18 protein-coding genes are annotated in these 19,390 nt (G+C 35.1%); 10 read left to right on the top strand and 8 right to left on the bottom strand.

Translation table 11 applies throughout. The annotated features are described in order from the left end of the window. Positions 1-247 precede the first annotated feature (247 nt). The 6 genes from AC23MB_RS12415 (at position 248) to AC23MB_RS12390 (ending at position 5,833) form a co-directional block, all read left to right on the top strand. Positions 248-787, top strand: a complete 540-nt coding sequence (locus tag AC23MB_RS12415) for a C40 family peptidase (protein ID WP_374330418.1) — start codon at positions 248-250, stop codon at positions 785-787. Positions 788-992: 205 nt separating this feature from the next. After that, complete coding sequence (locus AC23MB_RS12410; protein ID WP_312322919.1) at positions 993-1,814, top strand: 2,3,4,5-tetrahydropyridine-2,6-dicarboxylate N-succinyltransferase; 822 nt, start codon at positions 993-995, stop codon at positions 1,812-1,814. Positions 1,815-1,847: 33 nt separating this feature from the next. Next, positions 1,848-3,020, top strand: a complete 1,173-nt coding sequence (locus AC23MB_RS12405; RefSeq protein WP_312322920.1) for a glycosyltransferase family 87 protein — start codon at positions 1,848-1,850, stop codon at positions 3,018-3,020. Beyond that, positions 3,017-3,940: a glycosyltransferase family 2 protein gene (locus tag AC23MB_RS12400; protein WP_313031883.1), complete on the top strand. Its 924-nt coding sequence runs from the start codon at positions 3,017-3,019 to the stop codon at positions 3,938-3,940. The genes AC23MB_RS12405 and AC23MB_RS12400 overlap by 4 nt, the downstream gene beginning before the upstream one ends. 2 nt (positions 3,941-3,942) lie before the next feature. Beyond that, on the top strand, positions 3,943-4,716 hold the full coding sequence (locus AC23MB_RS12395) for a polysaccharide deacetylase family protein (RefSeq protein ID WP_312322922.1): 774 nt from the start codon (positions 3,943-3,945) through the stop codon (positions 4,714-4,716). 7 nt (positions 4,717-4,723) lie between these two features. Further along, a complete protein-coding gene (locus AC23MB_RS12390) occupies positions 4,724-5,833 on the top strand; it encodes a glycosyltransferase family 4 protein (RefSeq protein ID WP_487787442.1) in 1,110 nt (369 codons plus the stop codon). A gap of 457 nt (positions 5,834-6,290) precedes the next feature. Here the strand turns inward: AC23MB_RS12390 and AC23MB_RS12385 are convergent, their stop codons facing one another. Next, positions 6,291-6,767, bottom strand: a complete 477-nt coding sequence (locus tag AC23MB_RS12385; RefSeq protein ID WP_312322926.1) for a hypothetical protein — start codon at positions 6,765-6,767, stop codon at positions 6,291-6,293. A gap of 150 nt (positions 6,768-6,917) precedes the next feature. On the opposite strand from AC23MB_RS12385, the gene AC23MB_RS12380 reads away from it, so the two are divergent. Further along, complete coding sequence (locus tag AC23MB_RS12380; RefSeq protein ID WP_487787441.1) at positions 6,918-8,387, top strand: hypothetical protein; 1,470 nt, start codon at positions 6,918-6,920, stop codon at positions 8,385-8,387. Positions 8,388-8,404: 17 nt separating this feature from the next. Next, positions 8,405-9,010, top strand: a complete 606-nt coding sequence (locus AC23MB_RS12375) for a DUF6705 family protein (RefSeq protein WP_487787440.1) — start codon at positions 8,405-8,407, stop codon at positions 9,008-9,010. Positions 9,011-9,101: 91 nt separating this feature from the next. On the opposite strand, the gene AC23MB_RS12370 is transcribed toward AC23MB_RS12375, so the two are convergent. The 6 genes from AC23MB_RS12370 to AC23MB_RS12345 form a co-directional block, all read right to left on the bottom strand. After that, positions 9,102-9,755 carry a YggS family pyridoxal phosphate-dependent enzyme gene (locus AC23MB_RS12370; protein ID WP_487787439.1) on the bottom strand — a complete coding sequence of 218 codons (654 nt, stop codon included), beginning with the start codon at positions 9,753-9,755 and terminating at the stop codon, positions 9,102-9,104. Between the two features lie 44 nt (positions 9,756-9,799). Then, positions 9,800-11,314 carry a nitrilase-related carbon-nitrogen hydrolase gene (locus tag AC23MB_RS12365; protein ID WP_409507068.1) on the bottom strand — a complete coding sequence of 505 codons (1,515 nt, stop codon included), beginning with the start codon at positions 11,312-11,314 and terminating at the stop codon, positions 9,800-9,802. A gap of 18 nt (positions 11,315-11,332) precedes the next feature. After that, positions 11,333-12,691: an MATE family efflux transporter gene (locus tag AC23MB_RS12360; RefSeq protein ID WP_487787438.1), complete on the bottom strand. Its 1,359-nt coding sequence runs from the start codon at positions 12,689-12,691 to the stop codon at positions 11,333-11,335. 73 nt (positions 12,692-12,764) lie between these two features. After that, positions 12,765-13,949, bottom strand: a complete 1,185-nt coding sequence (locus AC23MB_RS12355) for a sigma-54-dependent transcriptional regulator (protein ID WP_313031574.1) — start codon at positions 13,947-13,949, stop codon at positions 12,765-12,767. Between the two features lie 62 nt (positions 13,950-14,011). Beyond that, entirely contained in the window at positions 14,012-15,184 is a 1,173-nt protein-coding gene (locus AC23MB_RS12350) for a M28 family peptidase (RefSeq protein ID WP_374329481.1), read from the bottom strand. 110 nt (positions 15,185-15,294) lie between these two features. Beyond that, positions 15,295-15,642, bottom strand: coding sequence for a hypothetical protein (locus tag AC23MB_RS12345; RefSeq protein WP_313031568.1), 348 nt, complete (start codon positions 15,640-15,642; stop codon positions 15,295-15,297). Between the two features lie 123 nt (positions 15,643-15,765). On the opposite strand from AC23MB_RS12345, the gene AC23MB_RS12340 reads away from it, so the two are divergent. Continuing rightward, a complete protein-coding gene (locus tag AC23MB_RS12340) occupies positions 15,766-16,320 on the top strand; it encodes a DNA-3-methyladenine glycosylase I (RefSeq protein WP_374329483.1) in 555 nt (184 codons plus the stop codon). An 81-nt stretch (positions 16,321-16,401) separates the two neighbouring features. Here the strand turns inward: AC23MB_RS12340 and AC23MB_RS12335 are convergent, their stop codons facing one another. Beyond that, the gene (locus AC23MB_RS12335) at positions 16,402-17,256 is read right to left on the bottom strand and encodes a nucleoside phosphorylase (protein WP_487787437.1); all 855 of its coding nucleotides are present in this window, start codon (positions 17,254-17,256) and stop codon (positions 16,402-16,404) included. Positions 17,257-17,523: 267 nt separating this feature from the next. On the opposite strand from AC23MB_RS12335, the gene AC23MB_RS12330 reads away from it, so the two are divergent. Further along, a complete protein-coding gene (locus AC23MB_RS12330; protein ID WP_487787436.1) occupies positions 17,524-19,353 on the top strand; it encodes a cytochrome-c peroxidase in 1,830 nt (609 codons plus the stop codon). The last annotated feature ends 37 nt before the right edge of the window (positions 19,354-19,390 follow it).

Below are 19,390 nucleotides of genomic sequence, written 5' to 3'. Positions count from 1 at the left end.
TCCTTGTTTTAGATTATTTTTCAGATGTGCGGTTTTCATTCTATTATCTTCATTAATTACTACTTTACTTTGACAAGAAATAACAAAAAATATAATTAATACTGGTGTAATTTTTTTTTATTGCATAATGCTTAAATGTAAATTTTAATTAACGTAAAATTTTTGACAACATTAACATAAAAAAGTGGGCTCAACAAACTAAACTTTAGCTTTTTTCGTTATATTTGGGATGTGTAAAAGATCTTTAATGAAAAGGTTAGTCTATATTTTTATTGCTTTTGTGACTTTGTATTCTTGTTCGACTTCGAAAAATGTAAGTCGATCCAAATACAAATCGTCTGCTTCTTCCAAGTCCAATGTTAATCTAAAAAAATATACCTCTAACAATACTTCTCAAGTCTCTGGTGAACGTAATGATGTTGTTAAAGATGCACAACAATATCTTGGTGTACCTTATAAATATGGCGGTAATACCAAAACTGGTTTTGACTGTTCTGGTCTTGTAACCAAGGTTTTTGAAGATAATAGTTACAAATTACCACGTCGTTCTTCTGACCAAGCTGACATTGGATCTTCGATTCGTGTGGAGGAAGTTAAACCTGGAGATTTGCTTTTTTTTGCAACCGCAGGTGGCAGAAATGTTTCGCATGTTGGGATTGTCAATAATATCGAAAACAGTGGCGAAATCAAGTTTATTCATGCTTCTACAAGCAAAGGTGTGATTATTTCGTCCCTTAATGAAGCTTATTGGAATAAAGCTTTTCTTTTTGCGCGTAGCGTACTTTAAATTTACTATTTTTGCGATTATCTTAGCGTGAGGGCGAAGCACATTGTCGGAGCTCTTTCTTGTGGTGGCTAAGCGAAGCAGAAGCTAGCACAAGAAAAGCGACTGTGCGTAGACCGACCCGCTTGTTTTTTGGCGATTGCATTTGCTGTTGACAAAAACATAGGGACACGCCCAAAATTGTATTAAATAAAGTAAATATAAAACTATGTCTTTACAGGAATTAAAAGAAACGATTGAAAAAGTATGGGAAAATAGAGAACTTCTAAAAGATTCTCAATACACCGATGCGATTAGAAATGTTGTTGAAAAACTAGACCTAGGAGAGCTTCGCGTTGCAGAACCTACTAGCAACGGATGGCAAGTTAACGAATGGGTGAAAAAAGCAGTTGTACTTTATTTCCCGATCCAAACGATGGAAACGATCGAGGTTGGACCATTCGAATTCCATGATAAAATCCCGTTAAAGAAAAATTACGCTGAAAAAGGTGTTAGAGTAGTGCCTCACGCGATTGCAAGACACGGAAGTTTTGTTGCTAGTGGTGTTATTATGATGCCGTCTTACGTTAACATCGGTGCTTACGTAGATAGCGGAACGATGGTGGACACTTGGGCTACAGTTGGTAGTTGTGCGCAAATCGGTAAGAATGTTCACCTTTCTGGTGGTGTTGGTATTGGTGGCGTTTTAGAGCCTTTACAAGCTGCACCAGTTATCATCGAAGACGATTGTTTTATCGGATCTAGATGTATTGTTGTAGAAGGTGTACATGTGGAGAAAGAAGCGGTTTTGGGCGCAAATGTTGTATTAACGGCTTCTACTAAAATTATTGATGTGACTGGTCCGGAACCAATCGAGATTAAAGGTCGTGTGCCTGCACGTTCTGTAGTGATCCCAGGAAGTTATACCAAGCAATATCCAGCTGGCGAATATCAAGTGCCTTGCGCGTTAATCATCGGTCAAAGAAAAGAGTCGACAGACAAAAAAACTTCTCTTAACGATGCATTGCGTGAGAACAATGTTGCTGTTTAGAATTTGATTTTTTTAAAAATTAATAACCAAATCTTGAAAACCAAATTCCTAAATTTTATCTCAAATCCTAAGTATATTGGGATTATCTATATTATTGTAAGTGTTGCGTCTGCTTTGTCAAAATACAAAAGAGGACCTAGCGCTTACAATAACTATTTGATTTTTAAAAACGTGTTTTTTAATACGTTAAAGGAGCGGAATCTGTATGCGCATTATCCCGACTTATATTTTGATTGCAATCATTATGGGATTATTTTTAGTGCGTTGATTGCGCCTTTTGCAATTATGCCAGATTGGATGGGCATCACCTTATGGAATGTCGCCAATACTTTGGTCTTTCTTTTTGCTGTCAAAAGCTTACCATTTGCTTCAAAAAATAAAGCTTTTTTTCTGTGGCTTTGTTTGCAAGAATTTATTACAGCTTCGGTTAGTTTGCAGTTTAATGTTGCATTGACGGGACTTTTGATACTTTCTGCAACCTATATTTATAAAGAAAAAGAAGTGAAATCAGCTTTAGCGATAGCGATTGGTGTTTTTGTGAAAATCTATGGCATTGTAGGGCTTTCCGCTTTTTTCTTTATTAAAAACAAACTTAAATTCATTTTAGCTTTGGGGGTGTTTTGTATTTTATTTTTTATAATTCCGATGGCGTATTCATCACCACATTTTGGGGTGCAAGCTTATATTGATTGGTTTACAGAGCTTAAACTTAAAAACGGTCATAACCAAGTGCTAGACAGTTATCAAGATATTTCTGTTATGGGATTGGTGCGCAGACTTTTACAAGATGCGAACATTTCTAACCTAACATTTTTGGCGGTTGGTTTGCCGTTGTTTGCGTTGCCTTATATCAGGATTAAACAATATCAGCATCTTGCTTTTAAACTTTTAATTTTAGCGTCAACTCTATTATTTACGGTGTTATTTAGTTCTGGATCAGAGTCGCCAACTTATATTATTGCAGTTCCGGGTGTTATGATTTGGTTTTTAATTCAGAAAGAGAAAAAGCCGATTGATATTGCATTACTAGTTTTTGTTTTGTTATTGACATGTTTTTCAAACTCAGATTTGTTTCCAAAGTTTATAAAAGAGAATTATATTTTTAAATATTCTTTAAAGGCTTTACCGTGTACAGTTGTTTGGTTAAGAATTATTTACGAGTTGATGACCAGAAATTTTGAAACCGATTATAAAGTAACATCATGAAGCAGGTTAGCATCGTTATACCCGCCTATAATGAAGAAGGCAATCTCGAAAAGATTTTCCATGAAATTGATTTGGTTTTTAGCAACTTACCGAATTATCAATACGAAATAATCTTTGTTAATGATGGAAGTCGCGATAATACACAAGCCGTTTTAGAAGATTTGGCATCCAAACATGCAGAGGTCAAATACATTGAATTTTCTCGAAATTTTGGGCATCAGTTTGCTGTTAAAGCTGGACTAGACGAAGCCGAAGGTCAATTGGTGATTTCTATGGATGCCGACCTACAACATCCGCCACGACTTCTTCCCGAAATGATTAAAAAATGGGAAGACGGTTATGATTTGGTGTATACGATTAGAAAATATCCCAAAGAAATTTCATTTTTTAAAAAGAAAACTTCCAATTTTTTCTATAAAATCTTAAGCTCTTTATCGGATGTCGAACTAGAAAAAGGAAGTTCGGATTTTCGATTGATGGATCGCAAAGTAGTTGACAGTATGAAAACCATGAGCGAATCCGACGTTTTTCTTCGTGGGATGGTCAAATGGATGGGTTTTCGACAATATGCTATCCACTTCGAAGCAGACCAACGCTTTACTGGTAGTAGTAAATACGACCTTAATAAAATGCTAAAATTTGCATTTACAGGAATAACATCTTTTAGTGTAAAACCTTTATACATGGCGGCTTATCTTGGATTTTTCTTCTCAGGAATCTCCTTGCTTTATATTCCGTATGTCATTTATGCTTTTATTGCAAAAACCGAAATCTCTGGTTGGGCATCGCTCATTATGACCATCGTGTTTTTCGGTGGTGTACAGCTTATTATCCTTGGTATCATCGGGAGTTATCTCGGCAAGATGTTCAAACAACTAAAACAAAGACCAACCTATATTATTAGGTCAAAAAACTTCTAAGCATGGTTTTACTTAGTTTCGATATTGAAGAATTTGACATGCCTTTAGAATATAAAGGTCAGATATCATTCGAACAACAAATACAAATTTCCAGAGATGGGACAATTGCCATTTTGGATTTATTAAAAAAACATAAAGTCAAAGCGACTTTTTTCTCGACGGTTGTTTTTGCAGAGAATAATCAAGATCTTATCAAACGTCTTTTAGATGAAGGACACGAGTTGGCAAGTCATACTTGGTACCATTCAGATTTTAAAAATGAACATCTTAAAAGTTCTCGAGAACGTCTGTCGGAGCTTTTCGATACTGAAGTTGTTGGTCTTCGTATGCCGCGCATGAGTCCAGTTGATGAAGAGGAAGTGCGTGCGGCGGGTTATACGTACAATTCGTCGATTAATCCGACCTATTTGCCAGGTCGTTACAATAATTTTGGTGTTAGTAAACGTTATTTTACTAAAAAAGATGTGGTACAACTGCCTGCTTCGGTCTCTCCTAATTTTCGAGTGCCTTTGTTTTGGTTGAGTTTTCATAATTTTCCAGAGTTTATCTACCGTTATTTAGCTAAGAGAAGTTGGAAGGATAATGGCTATCTCAATATTTATTTTCATCCTTGGGAATTTGCGGATATCAAAAATCCTGAATTTAAATTGCCTAACTTTACGACAAAAGATACAGGAAAAGTGATGATCGAAAAGTTTGATTCGTTTCTCACTTGGCTTGACAAAAACAAGCGAAAATACTGTACAATAAAGGATTTTGTTGATATTATAAATTAATCAGATTTTGAAAATCGCATACGACGCCAAACGTTTTTTTAATAACACTTCGGGACTGGGCAATTACTCGCGCGACCTTGTGAGGATGTTATCAGAGTTTTTTCCTGAGAACAAATACGTGCTTCTTGCGAAACGTGAAAATGAACGTGGCAAAGCGATTCTTGAAAATCCGTCGGTAAGTTTTAGTCCAATTTCGAAAGGAAATATGGCGCGACAATTCAAGATGGGGAAGGATGCGCAGAATCTCGGTGTAGATATATTCCATGGTTTATCGGGCGAATTACCTTTAAAATGGAATAAAAAACCAATCCAAAAAATTGTAACCATTCATGATTTGATTTTTGTTCATTATCCTAAATTCTATTCCTTTTTTGATCGTAAAATTCACTTTTGGAAGTTTAGAAAAGCAGCGCATTCTGCTGACAAAATTATCGCCATTTCGGAACAAACAAAAAAGGATGTCATCGAAATGTTAAAAGTCCCAGCCGAAAAAGTGGTTGTTGTGTACCAAGGTTGTCATGCGGCTTTCAAAACCGAAAAGTCGCAAGAAGAGCTTAATACGGTCAAATCAAAATACAATCTTCCAGAACGATTTGTGTTAAATGTTGGTACAATAGAAGAGCGCAAAAATCTTTTTACGGTGATTAAAGCTTTGCAAAATACAGATATTCCGTTGGTTGTTGTTGGACGAAAAACCAAATACGCCGACCAAATTTTAAACTTTATTAAAAAAGAAAACATGGAAACGCAAGTTCAGTTTTTGGAAGGCGTTTCGATGGAGGAGTTGGCTTGTATTTATCAATTGGCGGATATTTTTGTGTATCCAAGTTTGTTCGAAGGTTTTGGAATTCCTATTATCGAAGCACATTTTTCTAAAACTGCTGTTATCACCAGCAACCTAAGTTGTCTGCCCGAAGCTGGCGGAAAGGATGCGGTCTATGTTAATCCGCTTAATGTGAAAGACATCAAAGCAAAGATTAATTTCCTTTGGGACAACGAATCCGAAAGACAACGCCGCGCCGAAAAATCCTATGAGTTTGCTCTTGCCAACTTTAGCGATGAAAAAGTCGCTAGCGATGTGATGAAGGTTTATCACGAGGTTTTGTTATCTAAGTAGATTTTTTTACTGTTAATTTTCAAATTTTTAAGTATAAAATTAAAGTCTATTCTATTTTAATAAAGAAGGATATCGCTTTCTTTTACTAAATACTATTACTAATTTTTAAAATTTTAGCAGTTTAATAAGTCAATTGACGTTCTGCAAAGAAGTGTTGGCGTTATCGATAGAAGTGTTGACGTTCTGGATACAAATGACAGGGTGTTGTATCAAAATTTTGAGGTTCTCGATGCCAAGTTTGGGGTTCGACACGTCAAAATCGACCTTGTAGTAGCGGAAGTTTGTCGTCCATAAGCCCAACGGAATACTACAGAACCTCATCACATGGGTAAAGAACGTCAACAGAAGTGTATTTTATAGGATAATATGGCTTGGGAAGATGTTGATTGTGCTTCCAAGGCTTGTGGGATATGTAAAGCGCCCGAAGCTTTAGCTTCGGGCGCCCCTATTATCAGTATTAGGTTGTTGGCGGAGTCTCTTGTGGCGTTCTTGTGAAGAACTGCTTTAGCTCGTTAACCTTCACTTCATAACCCGGCGTGTTAGTCCCTTGTTTGTAATTGCTGTAGGCATAATCTGTAAGCGCAGCTTGATAGTTGTCGTAGTCGTGGAGGATTTTCGCATTTTGTAGATTGGTTGCTACCGCTAGCAATCTTGCTATAAGTCCTTCGTAGACTAGGCGTGAGTTATAGTCTTTATCAAACTCTGCCCAGTCCACATCTGTGGCACTTAGTTGAGGGGTATTCTTGTTAAAATCGGCTACTTTGTTAACAAAAAGTTTGTTCTGCTCGTTTATGCTACCATATTTTTTGCGATCCTCAGCCGATAGGTTAACTTGTATGTCTTGTAGAGCAGTCTCTAGCGCGGTAAGCGCATCTTGTGCATCGGTGATTTTGGCAGCTGTTAGATGTGTGTTGTTAAGGTTAGTTAGTCCCATAATGTTGTGTTTTAGATGGTTGATAATTTACTATGAAGTATGTCTAAGTTAAGAATATTTCATATACAAATGATAAATCTCATGTTTTTTTTTTTTTTAAGTGAGGAAAGGCTTTATCTTGGCGATGTTAAAAACCGTTAAAAATAAAAGATGAGAAAAAAATTACAAATGTTATGTCTAGGTCTACTTCTTATAGGGGGACTTATGATAAGTTGTAGAACAGACACTATGTTGGAAAATAATGAATCTGCTAGTCTAAGGTCAAAATTGGTTTCTAAGAGCATATCTTTGCAAGAAAGTATCCACAGAACTAAATTAATACCATTGTTGGAAGATACACGACAAAGACTAAAACATCAAAGCAAGGCTGGGACTAATGATAGTCTTATTATTGACACAGATCATGTCATTTATATTGAGAATGGACCTAATTATCATACCTATACTTTTAGAGTTATTGATAATGAAAATCCTAAAATTCTTAGTAATTTGGTGTTAACCCCTCTGCCAGATGGGAGTTATAAGCAACTAATGTTTTCGTATAATTTTTCTAGTGACGAACTTGAAAGATTACGACAAAAATTACCTGTTGACCCCAAAGGAAAAGTCCATATCTATGACATAGGAAATACAACTATTGTTAATAAAGGATGTATCTATGCTGAAGAAACGATATGGCATGAATGTAGTGAGGGTATTCATGATCGACAAAATCTAAATGATTGGGGAAACTGTAAAGCTGCTGTTCCTCCAAAAGTATATACCATAAGTTACTGGAGTTGTGGATCCGAAGGTACAGGTGGTGGCGGTGATGGTACAGGTAGTGGTGGCGACAATGGTGGTGGTACTGGAGGCTCTACTGGCTGCGAAGCCGAAGCTTTTGAAAACCCAACTGATCCAACAAGTGGTAATGGACCTTGTGGAGGAGGCGTAATTACAGAGCCAAATGTTGGGGTAAATGAAAGCCAATGTTTTAAAATTAAGAAAAAGTTCAGAAATCCGAGATTCGTAGAGAAATATGACAAGATTAATAAACCTGAAATCTTTGACCTAGACCACGAGACAGGGGCTTTTGAAAGATATCCTCCAAAGGAAAATAATCTTCCGTCCGGATTTGTAGATGTTGAAAACTATCCGGGGACAACTAATATGGATTTGCCTGTGGATAAAAGTGGTATAGTAGGACTAATGCATTCTCATAATAATGAAGACAGTAAAGGAAATCATCCAGTAAAAATATTTTCTCCCACAGATATCAGAACGTTTATTAACCATCTTATGCCACAAGCAAATAGCTATACTGGTAGCTATACCAATGCCTATTCTGTTGTTACCACCTCCAACGGAAACTATATGTTGCAATATAACAATAACTCTTGGCCAGGTTCTGTAAGTCGTGATACCAAAGCAATATGGCAGACTTGGTATGAAAATCAATATAATAGGTTGACAATAGATGAATTAATGAATCCTTCAATAGTTGAAAAAATTTTCACCCAATTTATTAAAGAAATTGTTAATATTGATGGTTTAGAAATTTATAAAATTACCAGTAGTTCGGCTTCAAAACTTGAATATAACGGAAAAAATAATCCAGTAATTTCAACACCTTGTCCATAAAAATAAAATACAGATATATGAAAAATAATATAATAGGAATTCTCTTACTTTTTGGGTTTGTAAATTGTAAATCACAAACCTTATCGCTTCGTCCAACCTCATATGAAATAATTGAAGGCTCTTATGAAAAGGATATTAACAATGAGCTTTCAGCTTATACAGGAACTTGGATAGGAACTTGGAATAATAAAAAAATATCTATTACATTTAAGAAAATTACAAATCATTATGATTCTTCTTTAAAGTATTATAAGGATTATCTTGTTGGAAAATTTAAGGTGATAGATAATATAGGAAATGTATTATTCGATAACTCAACAGTTATTGATAATAATGCAAAAATAAATGGTATTAACTTTAGGAGATACAATACTAAATATTCATTAGTATATATTGATAAGGATCTTTGTGGAATAACAGGTGATATTGCAATAAATTTTACAGATTCTACAAAAACAAAATTACAATGGACATATTCTAAAGATAATGACTGGATAGATACTGATTGTTTTTATTGGGGAAAACCTGCCTCCGAGAGACCAGACCCTCTACCTCATAATATTGTATTATCTAGACAAAACTCAGTCAAAGAGCCACCTGTTGTAATAGTGCCGAAGAAGTAATAAGCTTACCATAAAAGAGGCTGTCTCAAAAGTGAGATAGCCTTTTTTCATAAAAAAGAGACTGTCCTTTTGAGACAGTCTCTTTTAATTTTTAATAAACCCGTTGTCCAAAAATCGCAGAACCAACACGAACAGAATTGGCACCACATTCGATGGCGAGAGGGAAGTCATCACTCATTCCCATTGACAAAACGTCTAATTTTTTCTGTATCGACAATTGGTCAAACAATCTTTTTAAGAACAAAAATTCTCTTTTGACTTGTTCTTTATCATCTACAAAACTTGCCATTCCCATCAAGCCTACAATTTCAATATTTGGAAATTCACCTTGAAGATATTTTAGAAATAATTCTTTAGCTTCTGAAACTTCAAAACCTGTTTTGGTATCTTCTTCAGCGATTTTAACTTGAAGAAGAACTTTTATTGTGCGTTCGTTTTTCTCAGCTTGTTTGTTGATTTCACTAAGTAATTTTTCGCTGTCAACACTTTGTATCATCGCAACAAAAGGCGCAATATATTTCACCTTGTTGGTTTGCAAATGCCCAATTAAATGCCATTCGATATCCGACGGAAGATTGGGTTGTTTTTCCATCATTTCTTGGACTTTGTTTTCTCCAAAAATGCGTTGCCCCAGATGATAGACTTCGTGGATTTTTTCAATGGGATGATTCTTAGAAACCGCGACCAAAGTGACATCCTCTGGAAGTTGAGATTTGATATGTTGGTATTGTTCTTTAATAGACATTTTTTACAAGTTATGAGTTATTATTTTTTTGTCTAAAACCTAATTTAATATTTATTTTGAAGATTTACGGTTTCATAAAGGTCTTTTCGACGATCGTTCATGACTTGTACTGCGCCGTTGTAATGCAATTCTTTTAACAGATTAAGATCGACATCGACAATTAAAGTCATTTCGGTATTAGGTGTGGCTTCACCTTTTGTAGCATTGGAAGGAAATGCAAAATCGGACGGCGTGAAAACGGCTGCTTGACCAAATTGTATATCCATATTGCTAACACCAGGTAGGTTACCAACGCAACCGGTTATAGCCACGTAACATTCGTTTTCGATGGCACGAGCAGCTGCGCAATTTCTAACTCTAGTGTAGGCGTTTTGCGTATCTGTTAAGTAAGGTACAAATAAAATCTTCATGCCTTGATCAGCAAGAATCCTAGGTAGTTCTGGGAATTCGACATCATAACAAATTACAATACCAATTTTTCCGCAATCGGTGTCAATAACTTTTATCTCGTTACCACCTTGCATTCCGTAATAGCGTCTTTCGTTAGGTGTAATATGGATTTTTCGATATTCGTCGATTTTTCCATCGCGGTGGCAAAGATAACTGGCATTAAACATTTTGCCATCTTCCATGATTGGCATACTCCCCGAAATGATATTCACGTTGTAGCTAACGGCGTATTCCGAAATTTTATTTCGAATTTCTTCTGTCATTTCGGCAAGCTTTTCCATTGCTTCACGCTCATGCATGTGGTTAAACTGCGCCAACAGAGGCGTATTAAACAATTCTGGGAATACACAGAAATCGGACTCATAACTTCCCAAAACATCAACAAAGAATTCAACTTGTTGATAAAAAGCTTCGATATCTTTGAAGTGACGCATTTGCCATTGTACCAAACCTAGTCGGATAACGCTATCTTGCATCGTATTCTTTTTGGACGTGTAGTAGATGTTATTCCATTGTAGAAGAACTGCATATTCTTTGGATTCCACATCACCTTTTAGATAACCTTTTAATATTTTTAGAGGAGAAAAGTTATTTGATAATTGGAAGCTAAGGACTGGATCGTAGATTTCTTTTAATCTAACTTTTTTGATGTATTCGCGAGGAGATAACTCATTGCTATACAGGTGATAATTTGGGATTCTTCCACCTATGATAATGGATTTTAGATTTTTAATTTCGCATAATTCTTTACGCGCATCGTATAATCTTCGGCCAAGTCTTAATGTACGATATTCTGGATCGACAAAAACTTCAATACCATAAAGTGTATTACCGATATTACTATGCGTGTTAAAGCTCTCTTGCCCTGTAATCTCGTCATAGGTATGTTGGTCTCCAAAAATCTCATATTGTACAACGATAGAAAGTGCAGCAGCAACCAATTTTCCGTCAACTGTAATACACAACTGCCCTTCAGGAAAGATAGAAGTTAATTTTTGGATATTGCGTTTTGTCCACACATTATCTTCAATATCGGGATACGCATTTTGCATGGCTGTTGCCAATTCGTCGTAATCGTCTATCGAAAGTTTTCTAATATCTACTTGCATATTGTGTTTTTAAATATTTTATTTTGAATGAATTAATCGCGATGAAAGTTTTAAAAATCTTGTCACCAAAAGTACAGCTGAGATCGTCAGCCCAATTCCTAAAGCAATCCACATACCGAGTGCGCCCATTTTCTGAACATAACATAAATAATAACCCAATGGAATTGTGAAAATCCAATACGCAACAAAGGTAATAATGCTTGGGATTTTGACATCTTGTATGCCTCTCAATGCGCCTAATGCTGCGACTTGGATACCGTCTGACAATTGGAAAAGTGCTGCGATTATTAATAATTGTGATGCTAATGTAATAACTTCAACATCGCTTTCTTTCGTGAAGAAATGTGGCAAAATATCTCTAAAGCTAATAAAGATTAAACCACAAAATATCATAAAGAGAAATGCCATTTTAAGATTGTTGATTCCAACTTTTCTTAAACCTACAAAATCATGATTTCCGAGTCGATTACCAATCATAACGGTTGATGCAACACTAAAACCAATACAAAGATTAAAAGTAAAGGATGCCATCGACAAGGCGATTTGGTGTGATGCGATATCTTTAGCACTTATTAATCCGCAAATAAAAGCTGCACCCGCAAAAGCTGTTACTTCGAAAAACATCTGTAAAGCGGTTGGTAGTCCAAGTTTAATCATTTTGTTAAACATTGACTTGCTGAACTCCGATATTTTAAGACTAAACTCTTTAATATAGCGTTTTGTTTTTGGCTCTTTAACCATCACAAAGTAAAGGAAAACTACCATGAAAATTCTCGCAATTAAAGTGGCAAGAGCCGATCCTTGAACGCCCATTGCTGGAAGTCCGAACATGCCTTTTATGAACACATAATTAAGAACTACGTTAATGATATTAGCAAGAATTGTGGCTTTCGTTACACCAATCGTATAGCTAAGACCTTCCGAAACTTCGCGTAAAGTTTGGAACATCATAAAAGGTATCATACTAATCGCCATTATGTGCAAAAAGTCAATGGTATCGGGGATGATTTCCTTTGGCTGATCCATATGATAGAGTAGTGGAAGTGCTAACGTTAACGCTAACATCAGTATAATCCCAACAGTCATATTAATCACGAAACCGTGACGAAAAACATTATTAATAACCGAATGTTTTTCTTGAGTTTTCGCTTCCGAAACCAAAGGCGGAATTGCAAAAGAAAATCCTAATGCTAAAACAAAAATCGAAAAGAACACCGCATTTCCCAAAGATACCGAAGCTAATGCTTGCGAGCCAAGCAACTTGCCGACAATAATGTTGTCGAACAAGTTAACGGAAACTTGTCCCACTTGCGTCAACATTACTGGCAATGCTAAGGTTAGAGATTCGCGAGTATATTTTAAGTCAAGAAACTTCATATATTATTAAATTTTTAAAACAAAAAACCGCAGATTTTAAAGTTCTGCGGTTTCCATAGAATATTAAAATCGTTTATTTTCTCACAAAATTAGCAACATCTTCCGCCGAAACCGGATTAGCACCCAAAATAACCAAACGTTCTACAACGTTTCTAAGCTCACGGATGTTACCAGTCCAACTGAATTGTTTAAGCGCCGCAATGGCTTTATCATCAAATTTTTTCGCAGCATTTCCTTGTTCATCAGCGATGTTTTTTGCAAAATGCTCCACCAAAAGAGGAATGTCATCTTTACGATCATCCAATGCTGGAACATGGATTTCGATAACAGAAAGCCTGTGGAACAAGTCTTCACGGAATTTTCCGTCCGCAATTTCTTTATGCAAATCTTTGTTAGTCGCTGCTACAACTCTAACGTCAACTTTTATTTCTTTATCGCTACCAACAGGAGATACTTTGCTTTCTTGTAATGCACGAAGCACTTTAGCTTGTGCTACCAAACTCATATCACCAATCTCATCTAAGAAAATTGTTCCGCCATTAGCTTGTTCAAATTTTCCAGATTTATCTTTAATAGCTCCTGTAAAAGATCCTTTAACGTGTCCAAATAATTCACTTTCAATAAGTTCTGACGGGATTGCCGCACAGTTAACTTCAACCATTGGACCTTTCGATCTTTCACTTTGTGCGTGGATCGCGTGCGCAACCAATTCTTTACCAGCACCGTTAGGTCCTGTAATCAAAACTCTAGCGTCAGAAGCTGCCACTTTTTCTATCATATCCTGGATCATCTTCAAAGCTGGAGAATTACCAATCATTTGATATTTTTTGTTGACTTTCTTTTTTAGTTGGTTGTTTTCTGATTTTAGGCTTTTATTAACTTTCTGTAGATTACCTTTATCCAAAGCATTTTTAACGCTGGTAATCAATCTGTTAATGTCGATAGGCTTTGATATGAAATCATAAGCACCCTCTTTAAGACAATTAACAGCTGTGTCGATATCGGCATGACCAGAAATCATAACAAAAGTAGTTTCTGGTTTTATTTGCATGGTTTCTTTTAGTAATTCGGTACCAGAAAGTTTTGGCATTTTGATATCAGAAATAACCAATGAGAAATCTTCTTTTTCAAGAATTTTTAAGGCTTCGAGCCCGTCGTTAGCGATTTCGAATTCGTAATCTGTAAGCTCTTCTGATAAAATACTATGAAGAACGCCTGAAATGGCTTTTTCGTCTTCTACTATAAGAATTTTTTGCATAGGGCAAAGGTAACAAAAATTGTACTAATTATTAATTAATCATTTAATCATGAAATGTTCTCTTAATCTACCAATATTTTTTTGGTGTGAGAAATTCCGTCTATTGATAAAGTCCCATAATAGACTCCTTTTCTTAAGGATTTAATGTTAATGCGGTCTTCATTTTTAATGTTTAAAACTGTTTTGCCTGAAGCATCAACGATACTAAAATTATAATCTTTAAGTTTTTTATTTAAAAATTCTAAAGTAATATAATCGTTAGCGGGATTTGGAGAAATCTTTAGACTTTTGACTTGATCTTCGGGTGTACAAACTGCCATCGTTTGGTTTTTTGCACCTGCGAAATGCATCATTGCGCCAGTAGCAGCTTTAGCAACATTAAAAATATATACAGGATCTAACTTTGCGAATGTATCGCCAGAAGAGTGCGGTTGACTGCTTTCATTAGCTTCGTAGAAACCAGTAATTACTTCACCATTATTTTCAAACGGCATATAATCCGAACTGTAAGCGTGCGACAACTTTGGTTGCAATGGTGAATATAGACTTACGTAAGACATTAACTGCTGCGTAACCGTATTGGATGCTGCATTGTTAGAACTCACATAGTTACTCTCATCGCGTTCGCACATGATTTGGTTGTTGACTTTACCAGCTACGCCACCAACTTCGTCAATATTAAAAACCAGTTTAATATTCATTTTTGGATTTGTAGCATTGACAACATTTTTGACATAAGCCGAACTCCCGATAAGACCTTGTTCTTCACCTGCAAAATTGATGAATTTGATAGAATATTCCGTTTCGATATTTTTTAAAAGTCGGGCTACTTCCAAAATCACAGAAACACCACTTCCGTTGTCATTAGTCCCAGGACCGTTAATCGTGTCATAATGCCCACAGATAATCACAAAAGTATCTGGGTATTTGGTCCCAGTTTTTGTTATGATTAAATTTTTGGAGGTTGTACCTTGGTAACTAAAACTATGTTCTTGCATTTCTGAAGCACTGTAACCAAAGTCTGTGTATTTAGTTTTAAGCCAGGTTAAAGCTTGTGTCAATTTTGCACTTCCAGTAGTTTTGACACCAATATTTTCAAATTCTTGAAGATTAGTTGTAATATTATTTTGTGTCACTTGATTGCTAATTGACGCATAATATGGATTTGCAGTTTGACTAAAGCACAATTTGGTTATAAAAGTGGCAGCGATAAGAAAAGAAGATTTAAGTGTCATTTTAAAAATTTAGGTTTCCAAAGATAATTTTATTCTTAAACATAAAAAAGAGGAATTATAAATTCCTCTTAAGTAAATGATAGTGTGTCAATATTAAAACGTTTTTTGGCTTATTCTTCTTTATTAGAATCTAGCTTGTCAGCAATATTATCTTTAATTTCTTCAGTTTTATCAGCTGCTTTTTCGTAAAGCTCTGACGTTGTATTTTTTGTCGTTTGCCAAGCTTTTTCTGCGAAATCTTTGGTCTCATCCCAAGCATTAGCAACCGAGTTTTTTATTTGATCAAAAAATCCTTCTTTGCTAGGTTCTTGGTTGTTTCTCTTTTGCTCATCAATATAGTTTTTAGCTTGATTCGCTAATTCTGTAATTTTCTCTTGAGAGTTGTTTGCAAAGCTATTAAGAGATTCTTTTGCATCGTTAACAACTTCTTTTGCTTTGTTATAATCTTGATTGTCCATTGTTTTAAATATTTAATGTTTGATGTTAGTAGTATTTTCAAAATATATTCCATCATAGTTATAATGGATGTTAAAATATTTCTTATTTTTTCACAAACTTTTCTTAACTAAAATTTGACAAAAATGGAAAAAATAAGATGTGGTTGGTGTGGCAAAGACGAGCTTTATATGGACTATCACGATAACGAATGGGGAAAACCAGTCTATGATGACGAGACACTTTTTGAGTTTTTGGTTTTAGAAAGCTTCCAAGCTGGACTTAGTTGGATTACGATTTTAAGAAAAAGAGAAAATTTTAGAAAAGCTTTTGACAATTTTAATTACAAAATTATAGCTGAATATAATGATGCAAAAGTGGAAGAGTTGATGGCTGACACTGGTATTGTTAGAAATCGGTTAAAAGTTTTAGCAACGATAAATAATGCGAAACGCTTTATAGAAGTCCAAAAAGAATTTGCAAGTTTTTCAAAATATATTTGGGGATTTGTCGATAATCAACCGATTATTAATCAACCTTCAACTCTGAAAGACGTTCCTGCAACCACTGAGACTTCGGATGCTTTAGCAAAAGATTTGAAAAAACGAGGATTCAAATTTCTTGGATCGACAGTTATCTATGCGCACATGCAAGCGACAGGTATGGTTAATGACCATATTTTGGATTGTCATGCGAGATAGTTTTTATTTTAAAACCGAAAAAAAAGAAAGCCTAGACATAAATCTAGGCTGTTTTATTTGGATTAAATGAGAGTCACGAACTTATTTAATAACACGTTCTAACACCCATTCGATCATCATTTTTTCTGAAGCATGATGATCTGCAGCAAATTCGCCACGTCTTCTATTCGCGATAACGCAGTTAACAGTAATAGCTTTGTGTCCTAATAATTTTGAAAGTCCATAGATTGCCGAAGTTTCCATTTCGAAGTTAGAAACTCCTAAATCGTTAAGTTTTTCTAAGAATTGATCATCCAAAGCTTTTAGTCTCAATTGACGTCCTTGTGGAGCGTAGAATCCAGGGAAAGTCGCCGTATTACCGTGGTATTTTGCATCCTTATAAAGATCTAGCAATTCTGGCGCACAGTCCGAAAAGTACAACATTGGCTTAATATTAGCGTAAGGGAAGTTGTCTAAAAATGACTTACTGAATTCGTTTTCAAACTTATAATCGCTATAGAAATGCATTAGTCCGTCAAGACCAACAACATTTTTGCTCACCAAAAGATTGTCCACTTGGATGTCAGGATTAACGCTGCCACAAGTCCCCATACGGAAAAGATCCAAAGACTTATGTTCTGTTTTGAACTCTTTATTCTTAAGATCAATGTTCACCAACGCATCCAATTCGTTCATTACGATGTCGATATTTTCGGTACCGATACCTGTTGACATAACAGTAATTCTTTCACCACGAAGTGTCCCAGTATGCGTGTAGAATTCGCGTTTGTTTTTCTTAATTTCTACGGTGTCAAAATATTTTGAAACACGCGGTACACGATCGGGATCGCCAACTAACAAGATTTTGTCAGCAATATCTTCTGGTAAAAGGTTAAGGTGATAAACACTTCCGTCGTCGTTAAGAACCAGCTCCGAAGCTGCAAGTTTATTAAGCATATTTTATTGTTTTTTTAATTATTGAAAAACCTCTGTTTTAGAAGCTTTTGGAATGAATTGAAGTCAGCATTCGTTCGGTAATTTTTAAGTCTAAAAATTTTTAGAGGTGCTAATTTAGTAAATATTCTCACATATACACTAATATATCGATCTTGCGTTTGTCATATTTATAATGTCTTGATTTAATCAAAAAAATGTAAACATATCATAACATAAGATTAAGCTCTAGATAATATGGTAACAATAGTTTTGTAGGAAAAATTTTTCATGAAGTATTTTATCTATGTTTTGGTGATTGTTATTGGATTTTCTGCAATGTCGTTTGATAAGAGTTATAATGGCAATAAAGCAGAGAATAACTCAATTAATATCGGACTTTCCAATTTTAAAAAAGCTTTAGAGAAATTAAAAACAGATGTTCAGTTGTTTGATGAAGATAAAATCTCTACTGAAGCACTTCAACAATCTTTAAAAAACACACGAAATAGTTTTAAACAAATTGAATTCTATATCGCATACCATTATCCCGAATTTGTGAAAACCAATATTAATAGTGCGCCATTGTATCGTCTAGAAGGCGCTGGTACAACATCTTATACATTGCCACCAGAAGGATTGCAGGTTTTGGACGAGCTTATTTTTTCAGATGAAATTAGAGACAATAAAGAACAAATCAAAGAAATAACAGGTTTGTTGTTTAATAAGTACAATAATTTTAATCTAAGTGCCACTACAAATGGCATCAGCAAAGGCGCTAACAAAACCTTGCCTTTGAGGATAGAACTCATAAGAATCTACAGTCTTGGTGTTACAGGATTTGATACGCCAGGCTCTCTGAATATTGCAGAAGAAGCGCGTCATGCTTTTTTAGGAATGAAAAAATACGTGAATGATGATGCTTATTTCAAAAATTTTGATGTTAAAAAAGCCAATGAATTTTTTGATTTGGCTGATGTTTATCTCTCTAAAAATATCGATTTTGAAAGCTTTGACCGAATCGAATTTTATAAAAAAATAGTTCAGCCTTTGTATGAAGAATTAGGAAGTTGGGATGGAAATCCTGACGATCTAAAAGAATTTTCTGGTTGGAATGTTGGTAACAAAAGCTTTTTTAGTAGCGATTTTCTTAACCCGTATTTTTTTACATTATTAAAAGAATCTGAAGATAATAAGGATTTGCGAAGTCTTGGGAAAACTATTTTCTATGATCAAAGTCTCAGCGACAACGGAAAAATGAGTTGTGCCACTTGTCATCTTCCCGAGAATGCATTCACAGATCTTAAAGTCAAGTCGCCAAGTAATGTAGAGGGCAAAACGGTTTTGAGGAATTCGCCGTCACTTTATAATGCTGTTTTTGCAAAACGATTTTTCTATGACATGCGAGCTTTTTATTTGGAGCAACAAGTTGAGCATGTTATTTATAACGAACATGAATTTAATACAAGCTACGAAAGTATTTTGAAGAAACTGAAATCCGATTCCAAATACAAACAAGCTTTCAGAAAGGCTTTTAAAAATGGAAAAGTTGATAAAATGAATTTTTCTAAAGCTTTGAGTTCTTATGTGGCATCACTTTACTCTTTCGATAGCGATTTTGACCGTTTTATGAGGAATGAAAAAGACATTTCTGATGATGCTAAAAAAGGTTTTAATCTTTTTATGGGGAAGGCCAATTGTGCGACTTGCCATTTTGTGCCACATTTCTCAGGATTAGTTCCACCATTTTTTAATGAAAACGAATCCGAAATTTTAGGTGTTACAAAAGCTCCTATTAATAAAAAACCATTAGAATTGGATGCGGACAAAGGAAGAGCAAATAGCATTGTTAAAAAAGAAAGTTCTTGGATCTACGAGCACTCTTTTAAGACAACTACAGTTCGTAATATCGAATTGACAAAACCTTATTTTCATAATGGTGCTTTCAATACTTTGGAAGAAGTTGTCGATTTTTATAACGAAGGTGGCGGCGAAGGACTTGGTCTTAAGGTTAATAATCAAACGCTTCCTTCTGATAAATTAAACCTAAATGATGCCGAAAAACGACAACTCATCATTTTTTTGAAAAGCCTTACGGATATTAGTAAAAACAAGAATTAATGTAAAATTCATACGTTAACATTGAGTTTTAGATTTA

The sequence above is a fragment of the Soonwooa sp. T0.1_25 genome, assembly GCF_057652215.1.
The sequence above is the reverse complement of the archived record's forward strand: the minus strand, read 5'-3'. Positions and strand labels throughout refer to the sequence as shown.